Genomic DNA, 18,517 nt, shown 5'->3' with positions numbered 1-18,517 from the left:
GTGGCGGGATGCGCAGGCCAGGGGCCAGCGCGGCGCGTTCAGCCCCCGGTGCTGCCGAGGCGGATGGTGTGTTCCACCCGGCCGCCGTAGTCGTTGATGGTGATGAAGCGGACCTGGTCGGTGCCCGCCGGTGCGGCGAACTCCAGGCTCTGCTTCGGCGCGACCATCGCGCCCTTGTCCTCGACGGCCTTTTCACTGCTGCCGGTCACGGCATGTACTTCGGCCAGAGTGACGTGGAAGGGGCTCGGGTTTTCCACCCGCAGGCGGTCGCCGGTGCGGGTCCAGCGCAGCGCTGCCGGCGCGTCGTTGGCGACGCCCTTCAGGCCCTGCGGCCGGTAGAAAAGCTTCAGGCGCGAACGAAACGCGACCTGCAGGTAATTCTGTTCGCCGCTGTCGGCGTTGTCCGGGGACGGCGGAACATCCAGCACGTTGAGCCAGAACACCGACTCACGGTCGGTCGGCAGCTGCGCGCCGGAGAAGATCAGGCGAAGCGCCTGGCTGCGGCCCGGTTCGACGCGCGCGATCGGCGGCGTCAGCACGAACGGGGCATCGCTGGTATCGGCGGTCTGGTTGGCGTCGCCGCTGTCGATCCAGGCCTGCACCAGCGCCGGCGAATCGCCCACGTTGTCGACCTGCACGGTGACTTCGCGCGCCTGCGCCGGATAGATCACTCGCGTGCCATTGACCACCACGCCGGCCAGAGCGTTCTGGCAGAAGGGCAGCGTGAACGCTGCCAGCAGCAGCGCCCGGGGAAAGATTGCTTTCATCGGAAGTACTACGCTCGAGGTATGTGGCCTGGGGCCGCGATGCACTGGCCGGCGCGTACGCCGGCCAGTGCGGGTACGACTACGATCAGTTGTAGATGATCGTGTACTTGACGCTGCTGGTGACGTCGCCCGGGGTGGCGGCGGCAGTGGCGTAGTACTCAGCGTAGTAGTTCAGGTTGGCGGTGCCGTCGCCGGCCACGGTCACCCACTGCGAGTTGTCCTGGGCCAGACCGGTGCCAGCCGCCTTGATCGGCAGGAACGTGTTGTTCGAGCCCAGCAGCTGCAGCTGCACGTTGGTGGCAGCGTTGGCCGAAGCCTGGTTGACCAGGCGGCCGCTGTTGAAGTCAACGGTGGAACCCGGCTCGAAGTAGGTGGCGACGTTGCCGGCGCTGCACTTGCTCAGGTTGATGGCGAACGGGGTACGGCCCGCAACGGCACCGGCGGTGGCCAGGGTGTTCTTGGACACGGTCGGCAGGTTGACGGCGAAGTCCTTGCCGCCCGGGGTCGAGATGGTGCAGGTCTTGTCGGTCACCTTGCCGTTGAAGGTGATGGTGCCGTCGGCGGCGTTGGCGGCCAGCGGAGCGGCGGCCAGCATCAGAGCGGCGATGATATTGATCTTGTGCATTCGCTTTTACCTAACCCTACTGAAGAGATGAGAAGTAGAGGAGGAAGCAAGGAGCACTGCCGGGCTATCAAGACCCATCCTTGCGTCTCACCTGTGGCCGGACTCGGACATACCTTCCCCTGAATCCGTGACGCAAGTATATGCACAACTGTGATGAAAGTCTCATTATTTTTCTGAACGCCAATTCATTGACGCTCTAAATGTGACGTGATAGGCGAAATCGAGATTCAGGGAGCGTGGGGAACGTGACGGTGGCCGGATCAGGTCACAAACGACCCCGCATGACGCTCCTGGTGACGCGTTCGGCATGCGCGGAAACAGGCCTTTTTCAGGTGGAAATCGCCTTATTTGATGCGCATCACTCTTTCTTGGTGATGGCCCTAGCAGATTCGGATTTGTCCTATTAAAGACGGATCGAACCTGTCGCTAACTAGGACACACCGAACCAGAGAACGTGTCATGAGGAACTCCATTCTGCTGTGCGTGGCCCTGATGTCCGTCAGCGCACTGGCCCAGGCCAGCAGCGGCAGCATCCGTTTCAGCGGCCGCATCGCCGAGCCGGGCTGCACGACGGCCCTGTCCCAGGGTGAGCTGAGCCTGGCCGCCTGCCCGCCTTCGGCCAAGGGCTCGACGGTGGCCGTGACGGCCCTTGCCGATGGCCAGGCCGCGACGCTGCGCGACGGCAAGCGCCAGGGCCAGAAGCTGTCGGTGTCGGCCAGCGCGATGCGCGCCGGCGATATCGCCTTCTCCGAGCGTTACAGCGTGCAGGCTTCGAAGCAGCAGCCGCTGCAGGGCGCCTACCTGGTGGTGGTCGACTACCTGTAAGCCGGCGTGCCGCAAGCCGACGCGTTTACGCCGGCGGCAGCTCGAAGACCTGGCGCAGATAGGCCAGGTAGCCCGGGTCGTCGCACATGCTCTTGCCCGGCGAATCGCTGAGCTTGGCCACCGGCTGGCCGTTGCAGCGGACCATCTTGATCACGATGTTGAGCGGCGTTGGCCCCAGATCATTGGTCAGGTGGGTGCCGACGCCGAAGGCGACCTGGCAGCGACCACGGAAGTAGTCGTACAGGCGCATCACCTTGGCGATGTCGAGCCCATCGCTGAACACCAGCACCTTGCTGCGTGCATCCACCCGGCGCTGCTGGAAGTGCGCCAGCATGCGGTCGCCCCAGTCGAACGGATCGCCCGAGTCGTGGCGGACACCGTCGAACAGCTTGCAGAAGTACATATCGAAGTCGCGCAGGAACGCGTCCAGGCCGACCACGTCGGACAGCGCGATGCCCAGATCGCCGCGATACTCGCGTGCCCACGATTCCAGTGCCGCCACCTGCGAATCGCGCAGGCGCGGGCCCAGCGCCTGGAAGGCCTGCAGATACTCATGGGCCATGGTGCCGTGCGGGGTCATGCCGTACAGGCGGGCGAAGTGCACGTTGCTGGTGCCGACCAGCTGCGGGCCGAGCGCGTCGCGCAGCAGCGGCAGCAGACGGGCGTGCCAGTCACGCGAGTAGCGGCGGCGGCTGCCGTAGTCGGCAATGCGGCACTGCTCGAACCCCGGGGTATCGCGCAGCAGCGCGGCCTTGGCCTGCAGGCGGCGCTCACCCTCGGCGAAGTCGGCAGTAGTGGTGTTGCGGAACCAGACTTCGTTGATGATCGCCAGCAGCGGCACTTCGAACAGAATGGTGTGCAGCCACGGACCGGTGATGTCCAGTTCGATCTCGCCGGGCACGGTCTTCGACGCGCGCAGCTGGATGTACTTGCGGTCGAGGTGGAACAAGCCGAGGAAATCGGCGAAGTCGGGCTTCACGAACCGCAGGCCACGCATGTAGTCCAGCTCCGCGTCGCTGAAACGCAGGCTGCACAGGTGGTCGATTTCTTCGTCGATCTGGTCGATGTAGTGGGCCAGGTCGATGCCGGGCGTGCGGCACTTGAACCGGTACTGCACCTGGGCACCGGGGTGCTGGTGGAGCACCGCCTGCATCATGGTGAACTTGTACAGGTCGGTGTCGAGCAGGGACTGGATGATAGGCATGGGGCGGATTATGCGCCCGGCGGAGTGAACCGTGGGCGCGCCTGCCTTCCGTAGAGCCGGGCCCACGCCCGGCGGATTGTTGCCTGAGCCGAGCGTGGGCTCGGCTCTACAACGACCTGCGCAGCAGACGCGGCACCAGCATCAGGGCGTGCGCCCAGATCGCGCCCCACACCGCCACCCGTACCGGCAGCGAACGCTGCCTGGCCTCGAACTTCTGGAAATAGCGCCACAGGCCCTTGTGCTTGTGCCATTCGACGAAGAGCGGCCGCGAGCGGCTGGAGACGCCACGAACGTGGGTGACCTGCAGGTCATTGGCGATCGCCACCACCGCCCCCGCTTCGCGCGCGCGCCGGCACAGGTCCAGGTCTTCAGCGTGCAGACGATAGCCGGCGTCCCAGCCTCCGATGCAGTCGAACAATGCACGCGGCATCATCAGCAGCGCGCCAGACAACGCCGGCACCCGCTGCAGCGCCTGCTGCGGGTCACGCGGCACCGCCAGCTTCGAGCCCTTGCCCGGCGAGCGCAGCATCATCAGGAAGTCCGGGTCGCGGCGGCGCACGGCCTCGTCGGCAAGGCCCTGCTCGTCGACCTGTTCGACGCCGAGCAGGCAATCGCCCAGCGCTTCCGCGCGGCTGCGCAGTGCGGCCAGTGTTTCCGGTTCAACCATCAGGTCCGGGTTGATGAAGGCCAGCCATGGGCTGTGCGAATCGGCCACGCCCTGGTTGTTGGCGGCGGCAAAGCCGGGATTGTCCGGATTGCCGACGAAACGCACGCGCGGGTCGTGGCTGGCATGGCGCTGCACGATATCCAGCGTGCCATCCATCGAGCCATTGTCGATCACCCGGATCTCGGCCACGTCCTGCGCCTGGCGCAGGCGCGAGAGACAGGCATCGATGGTGCTGCCGCTCTGGTAGGTGACGACAATGGCGGCAATGGCAACATTCAAGCAGGAGGCTCCGGCGCGGAAGACGGGACGAACAGGTCCCCCTGTTCCTTCGGCATTATCGCCTGCCGCATGCGCTGCTGCAGATCGGCGCGCAGCCCGTGCAGTGGATCGTGCATCAGGAAGTCAGCCAGCCGTGGCACCCAGCCCGGCCAGCGCGCGGCCAGAGCCTCGAGATCGCCATCGCGGCTGACCGCCTCCCCTGCCCGGCTGATGAAAGCGGTCTCGCACAACACGTTGCGCCATCCCAGGCCGGCCATGCGCAGGCTCAGGTCCACCAGCGCCGCGTTCCAGCCGGCATAGCTGTCCACGTCCAGGCCCCCGGCACGCCGGCGCGCGTTGCCCCGCACCAGCACCGCGTGGGTGACCGCCGACGGCAGCTCCGGGTGCAGCGTTGGCAGGCCGGCACAGGTCTGCGCCAGCAGCACGGCATCGTCGGGTTCCGGATTGATCTCGCCCAGCCGGGGCCACGCAGCGGTTTCGCCGGCATTGCACCATGGGGTTGCGGTCGCGATGGCGGCATCGCGGGCGAAGGCGTCCTGCAGCTGCTGCAGCCAGCCCGGTGCGGGCACGCTGTCCGGTGCCAGCACCGCCACGTCCATGCCATCGCAGGCGCGCAGCATCTCGTCCAGGTGGGCGACTTCACCCAGCGGCCGTGCACGCCGGGTGTACTCGGCCTGCAGTGGCGTGTGCGCCAACCAGTGTCCCACCACCGCCTGCGCACGCGGCCCGGTCTGCGCATCGTCGGCCAGCCAGACCGCGGTCCCCGGCGCGGTGCCCGCATCCAGTGCGGCCAGGCAGCGGTCGAGCGCGGCATCGTCCACGCACAGCGGCAACAACACGATCGCCCCCATCCCGCCTCCGTGGTTGTCGGTAGCCACAGCCTAGCACTGGGAGGGTATCGGCCGGGTTGCACCCGGCACCCGCTTCAGGCCAGGGCAACAGCAACAGCCGAAGCAAAAGCTGGGTTCCTGGGGTTGGCGGGGTGGGTCCGGTTGCGGGGGACGCTGCAAGTACGTCCATGTAAGCTCGGTCGCCGCATCCATGCGGCTCACGCCCCCGCAACCGGACCCACCCCACCTTCGACAGTTTTCCGCGACCTGCCTGCTCTTCTGTAGAGCCGAGCCATGCTCGGCTCAGATCTCACAGATATCGAAATATTCGATTTCGATGGAGAGTCATCCACGCATGGCGTGGATCGTGTCGACCAAGGTCGACACCTACCAACAGCAGCAGGAAACTGTCGAAGGCGGGGCACTGTGGGTTTGCGGGGTGTGAGCCGCATGGATGCGGCGACCAAGCCTACATGGACGTATTTACGGCGTCCCCGCAAACCCACAGTGCCCCGCCACCCCTCAGTAAACCCGCTGTTGCCGTTGCTCTGGCTCTGGCTCCGGCTCTAGCCTCTGCGGGTGCCGGGCGCAGCCCGGCCGTAACCCCTTACTTCTTTGCGCGCGGCTGGTTCAGCGGCTCCATCGCTCGGAAGCGCTGGCTGTACTCGTCGGTCAGATTGCGCGCTTCCTGGCTGTTGCGCACGATGCTCGGGGTCAGCAGCACGATCACTTCGGAACGGCGGCTGGTGCGGCTCTTCTGCCCGAACAGCGCGCCCACCACCGGAATCCGGCTCAGGCCGGGAATGCCGCTGCTGCCATCGGTGCCCGAATCGGTGATCAGGCCGGCCAGCATGATGGTGTCGCCGCTCTGCACCGCCGCTTCGGTCGACAGCTTCTTGGTGGAAATCCTCGGGTTGCAGTTGCGCTCGGTCGGATTGCAGTTGTCAGGTACGTTCGAAGCGCTGCTCACTTCCTGCACGATGTCGAGGAACACCGTGCCATCGCGGGTCACGCGCGGGCGCACCTTCAGGATCACGCCGGTGTCGATGTACTGCACCGAACTGTAGGTGCCGGTGCCCAGGCCGGTGTTCACCGTGGTGGTGTTGATCGGCACCTTGTCGCCCACGTTGAGCGTGGCCTCGGCGTTGTTGCGCACGAACACCGAGGGAGTCTGCAGCAGGCGTACATCGGTGACCTTGTCCAGCGCGCTCACCACCGCCGCACCATTGTGGCCGGTGAACGCCCAGCCCAGGCCTTCGCCACCGGTCGCGGCACCGGCGAAGCTGCTCCAGGAGCCACCCGCTGCTGCCGGCAGGGTCACGCCGCCCAAGGCTCCCGTCAGTGCACGCCCGGCCACGGCATTGTCGAAGAACCAGTTCACGCCGTACTTCAGGTCACCGTCCAGCGAGACTTCGGCCACCTGCGCTTCGATGTGCACCTGCAGCGGCATCACGTCCAGCTTCTCGATCACCTCGCGGATCGAGCGCCAGGCCTGCGGGGTCGAGCGCACCAGCAGGGTATTGGTTTCCTCCACCGCCGACACGCCCACGCGATCGCCCTCCACTTCCAGGCTGACGCTGACGTTGCCGGACTGGCGCTGCGGCAGGTTCATGCTGCCGTTGCCGGCACCACTGGAACCGCTGCCCGGGGTCGAGCCGAAACTGCTGCTGTTGTTGCTGTCCATGCCACGGTCGCCGTCGCTGCCCAGCTGCGACGGCATCGCACCCGGGGCCAGCGAGGCCGGGCTGGAACCGCCACGGTTGCCGCTGCTGGCGAAGGCTTCACTGAGCCGTTCGGCCAGGTCACGCGCCTTGATGTAGCGCAGCTCGTAGGAGAACAGGCGGGCACTGCCACCGGCCGTATCAATGCGGTCCAGCCACTGCTGGATCTGGTCCAGGTAGCGCACCTGCGGGGTGATCACCAGCACCGCGTTGGCGTTTTCCAGGGGCAGGAAGCGGAACATGCCGGCGCTGGGCGTCTTGCTCTCCTCGCCGAACACTTTCTCCAGGTCGGCAGCCACCTGTTCGGCCTTGCCCGACTGGATCGGGAACACGCCCACCGACATGCCCGACAGCCAGTCGACGTCGAAGATCTCGACGGTGCGCATGTAGTTTTCCAGCTCGGCGCGGGTACCGCCCAGGGTGATCACGTTGCGGCCGCTGTCGACGTTGACGATGGCATTGGGCCGCGCATACGGCTCCAGTACCTTCTTCATTTCGGTGGCGGAGATGAACTGCAGCGGGATGACCCGTACCTCGAAGCCTCGCGCACTGGCAGCGGGCGCCGTGCTCGGCGCGACCGTACCGGCCAGCGCCTGGTCGGCGGCGACGATGTTGTAGCGGCCACCACTGTAGACCATGCGTGCGTTGTTCCAGCCCAGCACCATCTCCAGCAGGTTCAACGCCTGCGCCGGCGACACCGGCTTGGGCGTGGCCAGGGTGACCGTGCCCTGCACCCCCGGTGCGATCACGTAGTTCTGGCCCAGCATGTCACCGAGGATGGCCTTGACCACCGCATGCACCGATTCGCCTTCGAAATTGAAGGTTGCTTCACCGGTGCTGGCGCCATGCAGTGCCGGTGCCGGTGCGCGTGCTGCTTCGCGGTTGATCATGGTGCCGGTGCCACGGCGGATCACCGCCTGCGGAGCGCCCTGGGCGTCACGGGCAGCATCCGCGGCGACATCGGCCGCCTGGCCGGCCTCGGCAGTGGGCGACAGATTGCCCTTGCGCTGCACATGCGGCGCGGACACGGTGCTGCAGCCGACCAGCAGCGCGAGGGCAAAGGACCAGGGAAGGAAACGCAGGCTCATGCATTCACTCTATCGGTTGGTGCCATCGCCCGGGGGCGGCGACGGTTGTTGCTGCTGTTGTTGTTGCTGCAGCTGGCGGCGACGGGCCTGGATGCGTTCGCGGATGGCCTGCATCTGCGCTTCGCTGGGGCCGTTGTTGGTGGCAGGCGGTGTGGCGGCCGCCGCAGCCGAGGGCGCTGGCGTACTGGCAGCAGGCGACGGCGATGGGGTTGCCGCAGCCGGCGGCGGTGCAGGCGGAGCGCCTGCCGGGGGCGGCACAACGATCGCACCTGCCGGCGGCGCACCGTTGGCGCCGCGCAGCACGGTCGGCGGCTCACCGCCCTGGCCGTTGAAGACCGCCAGTTCCAGCACCTGGTTGCCACCGGGGCCGATCACGGTGGCCTGGCGCGGCTGCAATGCCACCAGCTGCCAGCCGTCGACGGCTTCACCGTTGAGGCGCAGGCGCAACGAACGGTTCTGTTCGGTGGTGAAGGTGGCCATGCCGAAGTCGCCGGTCAACAGCACGCCGGTCAGGCGCAGCGCGGCGCTGGCGGCAGGCTCGCTGCCACCGAGCAGGTAGGGCTTCGGCCTGCGGTCCTCGGCGAACAGCGGTCGCTCGCCGATGGCGCTGTAGCTGTCGGCGCTGGCCATGCGTTCTGCGGCCAACGGCGGCAGCACCGGCAACGAAGGCACCGCATCGGCATCGCCATCCGCACCTGGCAGCTGGCTGCCCAGGCCGAAGCCGGTGGCCAGCCAGACCGCTGCCGCCCAGCCGGCCAGTGCCAGCAGGAAACCGGTGCGCAGGCTGATCTGCTCAAGCTTCATCGGCCACCTCCTGCCCCTCTTCCGGCGCAGCCGGTGAGGGTGCCGGTGCAGGTGCAGCCGAAGGCGGTTGCGGCGCCGCGCCCGGCTCGGCTGCAGGTGCCGGCGCAGCGCCATCGGCAGCGGCACCGGGCAGCAGGTAACCGGCCAGTTCGAACGACACGTCCAGGCCGAGCCCGGATTCATTCGGCGACTGCTGGAAGCGCTGCGCGATCAGGTTGAGGTTGTCGACGAACAGGCGCGGGCTGCCGGTTTCCAGGCTGTGCAGCACCGTGGCCAGTTCGGCCACACCGCAACGCAGGCGCACCTGCATGGCAACGCGTACGAACTCGGCGTCACGACGGTTGTCGGTCAGTGGCGTGCGGTTGCTGATGGTGCAGCTGCGGTTGCCCGGGCTGGCCATCGCCACCGCATCCTGCAGCTTCGCGCCGAGCGCAGCGGCTGCAGCTTCGGCGGTGGCTTCACGCAGGAAGCCCGGCCGCTGCTGCAGTGCCTCGCGGGTGGCGCGCAGGCGTTGTTCGATCTGCGGCTGCTGCTGCAGCTGCGCCTGCACGCGCTGTTCGCGCTCGCGCAGGGCGGCCACGTCGGCATCGATTTCGCGCAGCGGCTGGGTGAACCAGGGGTGCACCAGCAGCAGGTAGGCCAGGCCCAGCACTGCGAGCAGCAGCGCCAGTGCCAGCCAGCGGTCACGGCGTGCGCTTGGCATCGGCATCGGCCGCCTCCCGGGTCAGGGCCGCAGCCGGCAACGGCTGCAGTTCGGCGGTCATGGTGAAGCGGTCACGGCCACTGGCGGCGCCATCGGCCTGCAGTACGCCGGTCAGATTGACCTTGCGCCACTGCGGCGCATCCTGCAGCAGCTGCACCAGTTGCGAGGCCTCGCGGCTCAGGCCGATCAGCTGCAGGTTGTTGTTCTCGATGGCCAGCTTTTCCAGGTAGGTGCCCTCCGGCAGGCGCCGGGTCAGTTCATTCCAGATTTCCACCGTTCCGGCGCGCTGGCTGCGCTGCTTTTCCAGGAACGCGGCACCATCGATCAGCGCCTGCAGCTGCGCGCGTTCGCTGGCAACACCACGCGCACTGCGCGCACTGCGTTCAACCTGCGCACGCAGCTCATCGGCGGCGGCACGGCGGTTGTCGAGCAGCTGCAGGGCCGCCAGCACCAGCATCACCAGCGCGGCCACGGCCAGCAGCACATTCCAGCGCCGCGTCGGATCCACCCGCAGCTGGCGCTGCCCTGGCGGCAACAGATTCACCCGCAGGGGGTCACCGTGGGCGTCGATGGCATCGACACCGGCCAGTGCATCAGCCCACTCGCCCACGCTGGCGCGCCACGCTTCAAGCTGGCGCAGTGGCCAGGCGACCAGTTCGACCTGCAGCTGGCCTTCGGCGGCGCTCCCGAGTTCACGCACGTCATAGCTGACCTGGCTGGATTCGAACGGCGTCTGGCGGTCGATCTCGAAACCGACCACGGCGCGCAGGCGGTCGGCCGCAGCCGCAGGCAGGCGCAGATGACGACGCAGTACCTCGCTGGCCGGCAGCAGCCACACCCGCGGCAGGCTGCGCAGTCGCGGTTCCAGCACGCGGTCCAGTTCGGCCGGCGACAGCGGCCACGGCACGCTGGCCACCGCTTCGCGGCGCTCACCGGCCTCTCGCCAGACCTGCAGCTGGTCACCCTGGCGCTGCAGCAGCAGGCGCGCCTGTGCCCAGCCCAGTGCCCACTGCCAACGTGCCGGCACCCAGGCCAGCAGCGATTGCCGCCACCAGCGCAGGAAACGGCCGGCACCAGGGCCGATCCGGCCCTGCACCTGCCGCACACTGTCCTGCCATGCCGTCATCTTGCTGTCATTCCCTGCTCCCAGCGAAGCACTGTGTAGGACCGCCCGGGAACCCCGCCCGAGCCATTGCGTACCACTGCCTGCAACACCGACCGGCGTCCACTGCCGTCGGTTGCACGAGACTCGATACTATAGGTGCCGCTGCTGCTGGCAAGCGTTGTCGCACCGCCAGCGGTATCTGCGTCACGCTCCTGCTGCGCGCGCTGCGCCAGCACGGTATCCGCATCCAGGCCCAGTGCGGTCAGCACCGGCGCGCTGGCGTACTGGGGATCCGGGCGCGCCTGGCGGCTGTACAGGGTCAGGTGCGGCAGCATGGCCTTGTACAATGGGCCACGCATGCCCAGTACCCGCTGCAGTTCGCCGAGCGTCTCGAAACGCTTGTTGCGCGGGCCATACGGCAACCCGGCCGCCGCATAGTCCGGCGCTTCGGCGCCGCCACCCGGTTGCAGCAGGCTGTCTTCATCACGCCAGTCGACAATGGCGCCGGCCATCTGCCGGGCCGCCCCTTCGTCTTCGCCGAGCGCCTTGAGGAACGCGGTCAGCAGGGTCACGTCGGCCAGGTTCAGGTTGATCTTGCCGTTCTCGTCCAGCACCTTGATCTCGATGCTGGCGTCATCGAACTGCCAGCGGTAGGTGCGGCCATCGGCACGCCAGGGCGCCCGCAGCGGATCGGCGGACAGCCGCAGCAGCGCGTACTCCAGGCCGGCGCGCGCCCGTTCCTGGCCACGTGCGTCATCATCCAGCACCCGCTGCTGCAGATGCTCGATCCGTGCGCTCAGCGCGAACGCACCGACCAGCGCGGTCATCAATGCGATCAACCACAGCACCAGGACCAGTGCCGCACCATGTTGCCGGTTCATCGCGCGCCTCCGCTGCCACCCGCGCGCGGTGCCACCACCAGGGTGGGCCAGGGCGCCCCCTTGGCGGGCACGATCTGGATCTCCACCAGCATCGGCAGGCGACGGGTATCGTCCCAGCGCGGCATCCAGTCGCTCATCTGGCCGGTACTGGCATCGATGCCGCGATAGCGCAGCTGCACCGACTTCAGGCTCTCCACCAGCACTTCCGGTGGGCGCGGCGGATTCTCGGCGATGCGCTCGCCTTCCTGCAGCAGCACCAGGTCCAGCAGCAGGCGCTGCTGGCCATTGCGGCCGTCCACCTGCAGCGCGTGCAGGTAGGCTCCGCCACGGCCGAGGTAACCCGGGAGATCAGCGGCGAACATCATGCGCTGTTCTTCGCCCTGGAAGAAGATCGGTTCGCGGGTGGGATCGGGGACTTCCAGCGGCGTGCGCAGCGCACCGGCCAGCTGCCGCCGCAACAGGGCCTGCACCGCGCGCATGCGCTCACTCTCGGCCGCAATCTGCTCGCCACGCTGGCTGACCGCCATCGCCGAGCGCACGCTGGCGAACGCCAGCGCCAGGCCACCGGCCAGCAGCACCGTGGCCAGCATCACTTCAACCAAGGTGAAACCTGCAGCACGGCGCTTCATCGCGCACGCTCCAGGTCCGGCGGCAGCAGGCGCAGGCTGCGCCAGCGCAGCTGCTCGCGTTCGCTGTCACCCCAACGCACCTGCAGCTGCAGTTCGGCCAGCCAGGGGGCACCGGCCGACGGTGACTGCACGACGCTGCCTGCACGTGGCTCCACCCACGGCTGCACCTGCAGTTCCCAGTGGTAGCGTCCCTGTTCCCAGTCGCCCTGCTGGCTGCCCACCTGCAGCGGCGTGGCGACGCCGGTTTCGGCCAGCAACGACTGCGCATGCAGTATCGCGCGCGTGCGCACTTCGGCCTCACGCACCTGCCTGGCCCCCCCGGACAGGCTGCCCAGCAGCAGGGTCAGCGCCAGCCCGAGCAGGGCAAAGGCGATGATCACTTCCAGCAGGGTGAAGCCGCGGGCGCGCTGCTTCATTGCGCCCGCCAGGGGCCGGAGCGGACCTCACCGGTCAGCCAGCCCACGTCGATGCGCCATTCGGCGTCGTCACGCTGCAGCCGGATGCGGCCGCCGCTGGAGCCGCCATCGGGATGGAACTCGATCACGCCCTGTCCTGGCGCGGTGGCCAGCTGCGCGGCGCCTTCGAACTGCACCTGCAGCTGTGCCGGTACGTCGCCGTGGCGCTGGTTGGCGCCTTCCCAGCGCCGCTTGGCCGGCTCGATGACAAAGCGCTGCGGCTCGCCGCGGGCGATCGCCTGCGCGCGCACCACGCGCAGCTGGTTGGCGATGTCCTTGCCGGCGCTGCGCAGCTGCATGCCGGCGAAACCGCGCGACAGGCCGGCAGCGGTGATCAGGCCGATCGCGGCGATCAGCGCGATCACCAGCAGCATTTCCAGCAGCGACAGACCCGCTGCGCGCCTGCCGGGCAGGCGCGGGCGTGGCAACCGGCGCGGCAGGAAATGCAACATGCCCGGTTACGGCTGGTAGCGGATGTCAGCGTCGACGCTGCTGCCGCCGGCCTTGCCGTCCTTGCCCAGGCTGATCAGCTCATACGGCTGGCCTTCGCCCGGCGTGCGGTATTCCAGCGCATGGCCCCACGGATCGTTCAGATCGGCCGGCTTGGCATACGGGCCCAACCAGCCACCGACGCCAGCCGGTGCAGTCACCAGATCATTGAGCGAGCCGGGCAGCTTGCCGGTATCAATCTGGTAGTTGTCGACCTTGGATGCGACGGTCTGCACCTGTGCCTTGGCAATGTTGGCCTTGCCGCGGTCGGCGCCACCCAGCACGCGGCTGGCGACCAGGGTCAGCACCGCGCCGATCAGCACGATGACGATGATGATCTCCAGCAGGCTCATGCCCGACTGGTTGCGCGCGGCGGTGAAGGAAAGGCGGATCGGTCGACGGGAAGCAATCATGGTCGGTCCTTTCAGTTTCGGAGTGTCGGGGTTGCGTAGGGATCCATCGTCAACCGATGGCATTGGTCAGGTCGTACAGCGGCACCAGCACGGCGACGATCACCGCGCCGACCACCGAGGCCAGTACGAGGGTGATCGCCGGCACCATCGCCGCCAGCAGGCGGTCGATGCGCCGGGCGCTGTCCTGTTCGAAAGTATCGGCCGCTTTCAGCAGCATGGTATCGAGTGCACCGGATTCCTCACCGACCTGGATCATCTGCAGCGCCAGGCGCGGGAAACGCTTGCCGCGCGACAGCGCCAGCGACAGGCCGGTACCGTTCTTCACTTCATCCGCGGCGGCTTCCACATCGGCGGCCAGCGCGCGGTTGCCCAGTACATTGCGGGCGATGCCCAGGGCACCCAGCAGCGGCACCCCATTGCGCAGCAGCGTGCCCAGCGTGCGGGCCAGCCGCGCGGTTTCCAGTTCACCCAGCAGGCGCCCGATGCCGCGACGCTGCAGCAGCCAGCCATCCAGCGCCAGCCGGAAGGCGGGTTGCCGTGCCTTGCGTTCGAAGAACAGCGCCAGCACCGCCGGCACCACCAGCAGCAACACCCACCAGTCACGCACGAACAGGCCCAGCTGCAGTACCGCGTTGGTGAACCACGGCAGCGCCACATCCAGGCTCTCGTACATCTGCGCGAACTGCGGCACCACGTAGCCGAGCAGGAACAGCAGTGCGCCGCCCACCACCACCAGCAGGATGGCCGGGTACACCAGCGCGTTGATCACCTTGCCCTGCAGCGCGCGGCTGCGTTCGAGGTAATCGGCCAGGCGCTGCAGGGTTTCGTGCAGGCTGCCGCCGGCCTCACCGGCACGCACCATGTTCACGTACAGGCGCGAGAACAACCCATGCTGGCGCTCCAGTGCGGTCGACAGCGGCGCACCACCGCGAACCACATCGCGGATGTCGGTGATCGCGCGGCGCGAGCGTTCGTCTTCCGGCAGGCCGAGCAGGATCGACAGCGCGCGATCCAGCGGCTGGCCTGCACCGAGCAGTGTCGCCAGCTGCTGGGTGAACTGCAGCAATGCCGCACCCTGCAGCGGCCGTTGGCGGAACAGGTTGCGCCAATTGCTGCCACCGATCGCGCCGCCATCGGCCAGCTGGGTCTCCATCGGCAGATGACCCTGGTCCTGCAGGCGCGCGACCAGTTCGGCCTCGCTGGCCGCTTCCATCTGCCCGTCGAAGATCTCGCCGTGCGGATTCAGTGCCTTGTAACGGTAGGTCGGCATGTCAGCCCCGGCGTCCTGCGCGCATCAGCTTTCCTCGGTGACACGCAGGACTTCCTCGATGGTCGTCTGGCCACTGAGGGCCTTGGACAGGCCATCTTCGTACATCGTGCGCATGCCCGCTTCGCGGGCAATGCGTTCGATCTCGCCCATGCCATCGCGGCGCATCACCGCGCGCCGCAGCGCATCGTTCATCACCAGGAATTCCATGATGGTGGTGCGGCCGAGATAACCGGTCGGCGCCAGCGCGGAGGGCTTCGGGCGATACAGGTGGATCGGCCCTTCCGGCTGCAGGCGGCGCAGCTCGAAGCGTTCGATTTCCTCCGGCGAGGCCTCATAGCGCTCGGCGTGGGTCGGTTCCAGCCGGCGCACCAGGCGCTGGGCGAGGATGCCGTTGATGGTGGACGTGAGCAGGTAGTCTTCCACGCCCATGTCGAGCAGGCGGGTGATGCCACCCGCTGCGTTGTTGGTATGCAGGGTGGACAGCACCAGGTGGCCGGTCAACGCCGACTGGATCGCAATGCGCGCGGTTTCCAGGTCGCGCATTTCGCCGATCATGATGATGTCCGGATCCTGGCGCACGATGCTGCGCAGGGCGTTGGCGAAGTCCAGGCCGATCTGCGGCTTGGCCTGGATCTGGTTGATGCCCTCGATCTGGTATTCGACCGGGTCTTCAACGGTGATGATCTTGACGTCGGCGGTATTGAGCTGGCTCAGCGCGGTGTACAGCGTGGTGGTCTTGCCCGAGCCGGTGGGGCCGGTCACCAGCAGGATGCCGTGCGGCTGCTCCAGCACCTTGCGGAACTGCGGCAGGAACGCATCGGTGAAGCCGAGGCGGTGGAAATCGAACACCACCGTTTCGCGGTCCAGCAATCGCATCACCACGCTTTCGCCGTGCGCGGTCGGTACCGTGCTCACGCGCAGGTCCAGCTCCTTGCCCTGCACGCGCAGCATGATGCGGCCATCCTGCGGCAGGCGGCGCTCGGCGATGTTGAGCCGGGCCATGATCTTGATGCGGCTGATCACCGCCGCGGTGAGGTTGGCCGGCGGGCTTTCGCCCTCCACCAGTACACCGTCGACGCGGTAGCGCACCTTCAGCCGGCTCTCGAACGGTTCGACATGGATGTCCGAAGCGCGCAGCTCCACCGCACGCTGGATCACCAGGTTGACCAGGCGGATCACCGGCGCTTCCGAGGCGAGGTCGCGCAGGTGCTCGATGTCATCGACCGCACCGCCCTCGCCGTCGGCGGTTTCGACGATCGCGCCCATCGCGCTGCGGCCCTGGCCGAACCAGCGCTCGACCAGGTCATCGATCTCCGCACGCATGCCCAGCACCGGCGTCACCGGCACGCCCAGTGCCAGCTGCACCGCCTGCTGCGGGTAGGGATCGTGGGCGTCGGCCAGCCACAGCCGTACGCCCTGTTCATCCAGGGCCAGCGGGCAGACATGGAACTGCTTGAGGAAGCGCAGTGACAACGGCAGGCCTTCCGCCAGCCCTTGTGGCGGTGCTTCCGGCAGCTGCTTGCCTTCCAGCAGCGGCAGGCCCATCACTTCGGCGCTGGCCTGCGCCTGGTCACGCTCGGAGACCAGCCCCAGCCGCACCAGCAGGCCCAGCAGGCTGCCGCCGGCCTCTGCGTGCAGCGGCCGCGCACGTGCCAGATCGCCTTCCTTCAGCCGGCCGCGCGCCAGCAGCGCATCCAGGATGCGGCCTTCAGCGTTGTCGGCAGCGGCGGTAGCAGCAAGCGCGTTCACATGACTCTCCTGTCAATCGGCTCGACTTTAACAGTTAAGCCATGATTTCCGCCGCCCCTCCACCACCTTTCGTAAAAAGACGAAGCCCGTCACACGCGGTGACGGGCTTCGGCTATTCAACTACGACAGTTCCAGCTTACTGCGTGGCAAGGATGCTCACGCCGTTGTAGGCCGCTTCGCCGACTACCTTGATGTAGTAGGTAGCCGCCACCGGCTTCGCTACCCGCACCGTCTCGGACGTGCCCGGACGGGTCGACTTGGCGTCGTTGTCGCTGGCGCTCGGTTCACGCCCCTGGGCAATGTAGACCGAGACATTGCCGGTACCACCGTAGGTGATCACGCTGAGCTGCTTGCCGGCGGCAGCCTCGAAGCTGTACAGGCGGCTGCTGGCGGCGGCACCGTTCAGGCCACCGACGGCGGCCTTGTTGGTCAGCGGCGTGGCCACCGGCCCGCAGTTCTCGGTGCACGGTTCTTCCAGTGCCTTGGCCAGCGCGGCCTTGGCGTCGAGGATGCCGGTACCGATCGGGGTCGCCGCCGGAATGGCGACCGGGAACGGACGTGCGGTTTCCTTCAGCAGGGTGCGCATCGCGCCCGGGGTCAGCGGGTCCTTGCCCTTGGCGATCAGCGCGCTCTGCACCAGTGCGGCAACGGCGGCCACATGCGGCGAGGCCATCGAGGTACCGCCCATGCCCATGTAGCCCGGCGTGCCCGATTCCGGCGTGGTGGCCGCATTGGAGCCGGTCTGCCAGATGTAGCCGCCCGGGTTGCCGTCCACACTGCCACCGCCACCCGGACCGGACAGGTCCACGCGGGTGCCGTAGTTGGAGTAGTAGGTGATGCCACCGGTGATGCGGGTGGCACCCACGGTCACCACGCCTTCGCAGCTGGCCGGCTGGTACTTGGACGCGTTGTCGGTTTCATTGCCGGCCGCCACCACCACGGTGGTCCCGCGCGAGATCGCGCCGTTGATCGCGTCCTGGTAGGTGCTGGCGCAGGCGCCACCGCCCCCCAGGCTCATGTTGATGATCTCGGCCGGATTGGTGTTGGCCGGAATGCCGGCCACCGTGCCACCCGATGCCCAGACCACCGCATCGGCGATGTCGGACAGGTAGCCACCGCATTTACCGAGCACGCGCACCGGCAGTACCTTGGCCTTGTAGGCGACACCGGCCATGCCGACGCCGTTGTTGGTCTGCTCGGCCACAGTGCCGGCGACGTGGGTGCCGTGCCAGGAACTGTCCTCGGCCAGCGAGCCGTCATAGCACTCGTTGTCGTTCTCGACCCAATCGCCGTAGTCCTGCGCACCCGGCACGCGATCGTTGGTCGGGCGCCGCGAGGTCTCCGCGTCGCTGATGAAGTCGTAGCCCTCCAGCAGGTTGCCGACCAGGTCCGGATGCTGCGGCAGGATGCCGGTATCGATCACCGCCACCACGATGCCCTCGCCCTGCGAGACATCCCATGCCGCCGGTGCGTTGATGCCGCCGACCGCATTGTGCAGATGCCACTGGTTCTGCTGGTAGAAGGGATCGTTCGGCACCAGCGCCGGCTGTACGTTGCCGGCACGCAGTTCGGTGCGGCGCAGCTTCACGTCGGCTTCGGCGTACTGCACCGACGGGTCGGCCTTCAGCTCTTTCAGTACGCGCTGCAGTTCGGCCGGGGCCAGGCGGCCCTGCACACGGATGAGGTCCGCCCCGGTAGACAGCTTGCGGACCACCTGCGGGCCGAGCGTGCTGGCGCGGGATGTGCCGCCGGAGAGGCTGGCACGGGTCAGTGCGGACTGCACGGTGGACAGCTTCGCCGAGCGGTCAGTGGCGGCAGCAGCACCGGCCCGGTACTTGACGATGATGCGCTCGGTTCCCGGCTGGGCGGTGCTGGCCTGGCGCACCGGTTCACGGGTCGGCAGTCCAGCGGCGTGGACGGCACCGACAGCCGTCATCGACAGCACGGCGGCGGCAAGCACATTGATGCGAAGGTTCTGCTTCTTGATCACGTCGAATTCCTCTTCTGGGTCAT

18 protein-coding genes are annotated in these 18,517 nt (G+C 67.7%); 1 reads left to right on the top strand and 17 read right to left on the bottom strand.

The window, feature by feature from the left end:
- Positions 1–38: 38 nt before the first annotated feature.
- Both AC13FN_RS08820 and AC13FN_RS08815 read right to left on the bottom strand, forming a co-directional pair.
- Positions 39–767: a fimbrial biogenesis chaperone gene (locus AC13FN_RS08820; protein WP_049411192.1), complete on the bottom strand. Its 729-nt coding sequence runs from the start codon at positions 765–767 to the stop codon at positions 39–41.
- Positions 768–852: 85 nt separating this feature from the next.
- Entirely contained in the window at positions 853–1,392 is a 540-nt protein-coding gene (locus AC13FN_RS08815; protein WP_010482005.1) for a fimbrial protein, read from the bottom strand.
- A 459-nt stretch (positions 1,393–1,851) separates the two neighbouring features.
- Between AC13FN_RS08815 and AC13FN_RS08810 the strand changes: the two genes are divergently transcribed.
- Positions 1,852–2,217 carry a hypothetical protein gene (locus AC13FN_RS08810; RefSeq protein ID WP_010482007.1) on the top strand — a complete coding sequence of 122 codons (366 nt, stop codon included), beginning with the start codon at positions 1,852–1,854 and terminating at the stop codon, positions 2,215–2,217.
- Between the two features lie 25 nt (positions 2,218–2,242).
- Here the strand turns inward: AC13FN_RS08810 and pncB are convergent, their stop codons facing one another.
- The 15 genes from pncB to AC13FN_RS08735 all read right to left on the bottom strand — a co-directional run bounded on the left by pncB (position 2,243) and on the right by AC13FN_RS08735 (position 18,494).
- On the bottom strand, positions 2,243–3,421 hold the full coding sequence (pncB, locus tag AC13FN_RS08805) for a nicotinate phosphoribosyltransferase (RefSeq protein ID WP_010482009.1): 1,179 nt from the start codon (positions 3,419–3,421) through the stop codon (positions 2,243–2,245).
- A gap of 106 nt (positions 3,422–3,527) precedes the next feature.
- Entirely contained in the window at positions 3,528–4,367 is an 840-nt protein-coding gene (locus AC13FN_RS08800) for a glycosyltransferase family 2 protein (protein WP_482984627.1), read from the bottom strand.
- Positions 4,364–5,218 (bottom strand): glycosyltransferase family 2 protein, encoded by an 855-nt coding sequence (locus tag AC13FN_RS08795; protein ID WP_281055956.1) that lies wholly within the window; start codon positions 5,216–5,218, stop codon positions 4,364–4,366. Before AC13FN_RS08795 ends, AC13FN_RS08800 begins: the two co-directional genes overlap by 4 nt.
- 586 nt (positions 5,219–5,804) lie before the next feature.
- Positions 5,805–8,006, bottom strand: a complete 2,202-nt coding sequence (gspD, locus tag AC13FN_RS08790; protein ID WP_482984628.1) for a type II secretion system secretin GspD — start codon at positions 8,004–8,006, stop codon at positions 5,805–5,807.
- Between the two features lie 9 nt (positions 8,007–8,015).
- Positions 8,016–8,810, bottom strand: a complete 795-nt coding sequence (locus AC13FN_RS08785; protein ID WP_049435130.1) for a hypothetical protein — start codon at positions 8,808–8,810, stop codon at positions 8,016–8,018.
- On the bottom strand, positions 8,800–9,519 hold the full coding sequence (gene gspM / locus AC13FN_RS08780) for a type II secretion system protein GspM (RefSeq protein WP_049435129.1): 720 nt from the start codon (positions 9,517–9,519) through the stop codon (positions 8,800–8,802). The genes AC13FN_RS08785 and gspM overlap by 11 nt, the downstream gene beginning before the upstream one ends.
- Positions 9,494–10,639, bottom strand: a complete 1,146-nt coding sequence (locus tag AC13FN_RS08775) for a PilN domain-containing protein (RefSeq protein ID WP_482984629.1) — start codon at positions 10,637–10,639, stop codon at positions 9,494–9,496. Before AC13FN_RS08775 ends, gspM begins: the two co-directional genes overlap by 26 nt.
- Positions 10,636–11,499, bottom strand: a complete 864-nt coding sequence (locus AC13FN_RS08770) for a type II secretion system minor pseudopilin (protein ID WP_482984630.1) — start codon at positions 11,497–11,499, stop codon at positions 10,636–10,638. Before AC13FN_RS08770 ends, AC13FN_RS08775 begins: the two co-directional genes overlap by 4 nt.
- Entirely contained in the window at positions 11,496–12,128 is a 633-nt protein-coding gene (locus AC13FN_RS08765; protein ID WP_049435126.1) for a type II secretion system protein J, read from the bottom strand. Before AC13FN_RS08765 ends, AC13FN_RS08770 begins: the two co-directional genes overlap by 4 nt.
- Positions 12,125–12,544 carry a type II secretion system protein XpsI gene (xpsI, locus tag AC13FN_RS08760; RefSeq protein WP_049435125.1) on the bottom strand — a complete coding sequence of 140 codons (420 nt, stop codon included), beginning with the start codon at positions 12,542–12,544 and terminating at the stop codon, positions 12,125–12,127. Before xpsI ends, AC13FN_RS08765 begins: the two co-directional genes overlap by 4 nt.
- Positions 12,541–13,035 (bottom strand): type II secretion system protein XpsH, encoded by a 495-nt coding sequence (gene xpsH, locus AC13FN_RS08755; RefSeq protein WP_043402658.1) that lies wholly within the window; start codon positions 13,033–13,035, stop codon positions 12,541–12,543. The genes xpsI and xpsH overlap by 4 nt, the downstream gene beginning before the upstream one ends.
- Positions 13,036–13,041: 6 nt before the next feature.
- A complete protein-coding gene (gspG, locus tag AC13FN_RS08750; RefSeq protein ID WP_010482031.1) occupies positions 13,042–13,485 on the bottom strand; it encodes a type II secretion system major pseudopilin GspG in 444 nt (147 codons plus the stop codon).
- 49 nt (positions 13,486–13,534) lie between these two features.
- Positions 13,535–14,755: a type II secretion system protein XpsF gene (gene xpsF / locus AC13FN_RS08745; RefSeq protein WP_049435124.1), complete on the bottom strand. Its 1,221-nt coding sequence runs from the start codon at positions 14,753–14,755 to the stop codon at positions 13,535–13,537.
- A 24-nt stretch (positions 14,756–14,779) separates the two neighbouring features.
- On the bottom strand, positions 14,780–16,504 hold the full coding sequence (gene gspE, locus AC13FN_RS08740; protein ID WP_049435123.1) for a type II secretion system ATPase GspE: 1,725 nt from the start codon (positions 16,502–16,504) through the stop codon (positions 14,780–14,782).
- Positions 16,505–16,640: 136 nt separating this feature from the next.
- Positions 16,641–18,494, bottom strand: a complete 1,854-nt coding sequence (locus AC13FN_RS08735) for a S8 family peptidase (protein ID WP_482984631.1) — start codon at positions 18,492–18,494, stop codon at positions 16,641–16,643.
- Between the last annotated feature and the right edge of the window lie 23 nt (positions 18,495–18,517).

This window comes from Stenotrophomonas sp. 115C5 (assembly GCF_056861055.1).
This window is presented reverse-complemented; position numbering and strand designations above follow the sequence as displayed.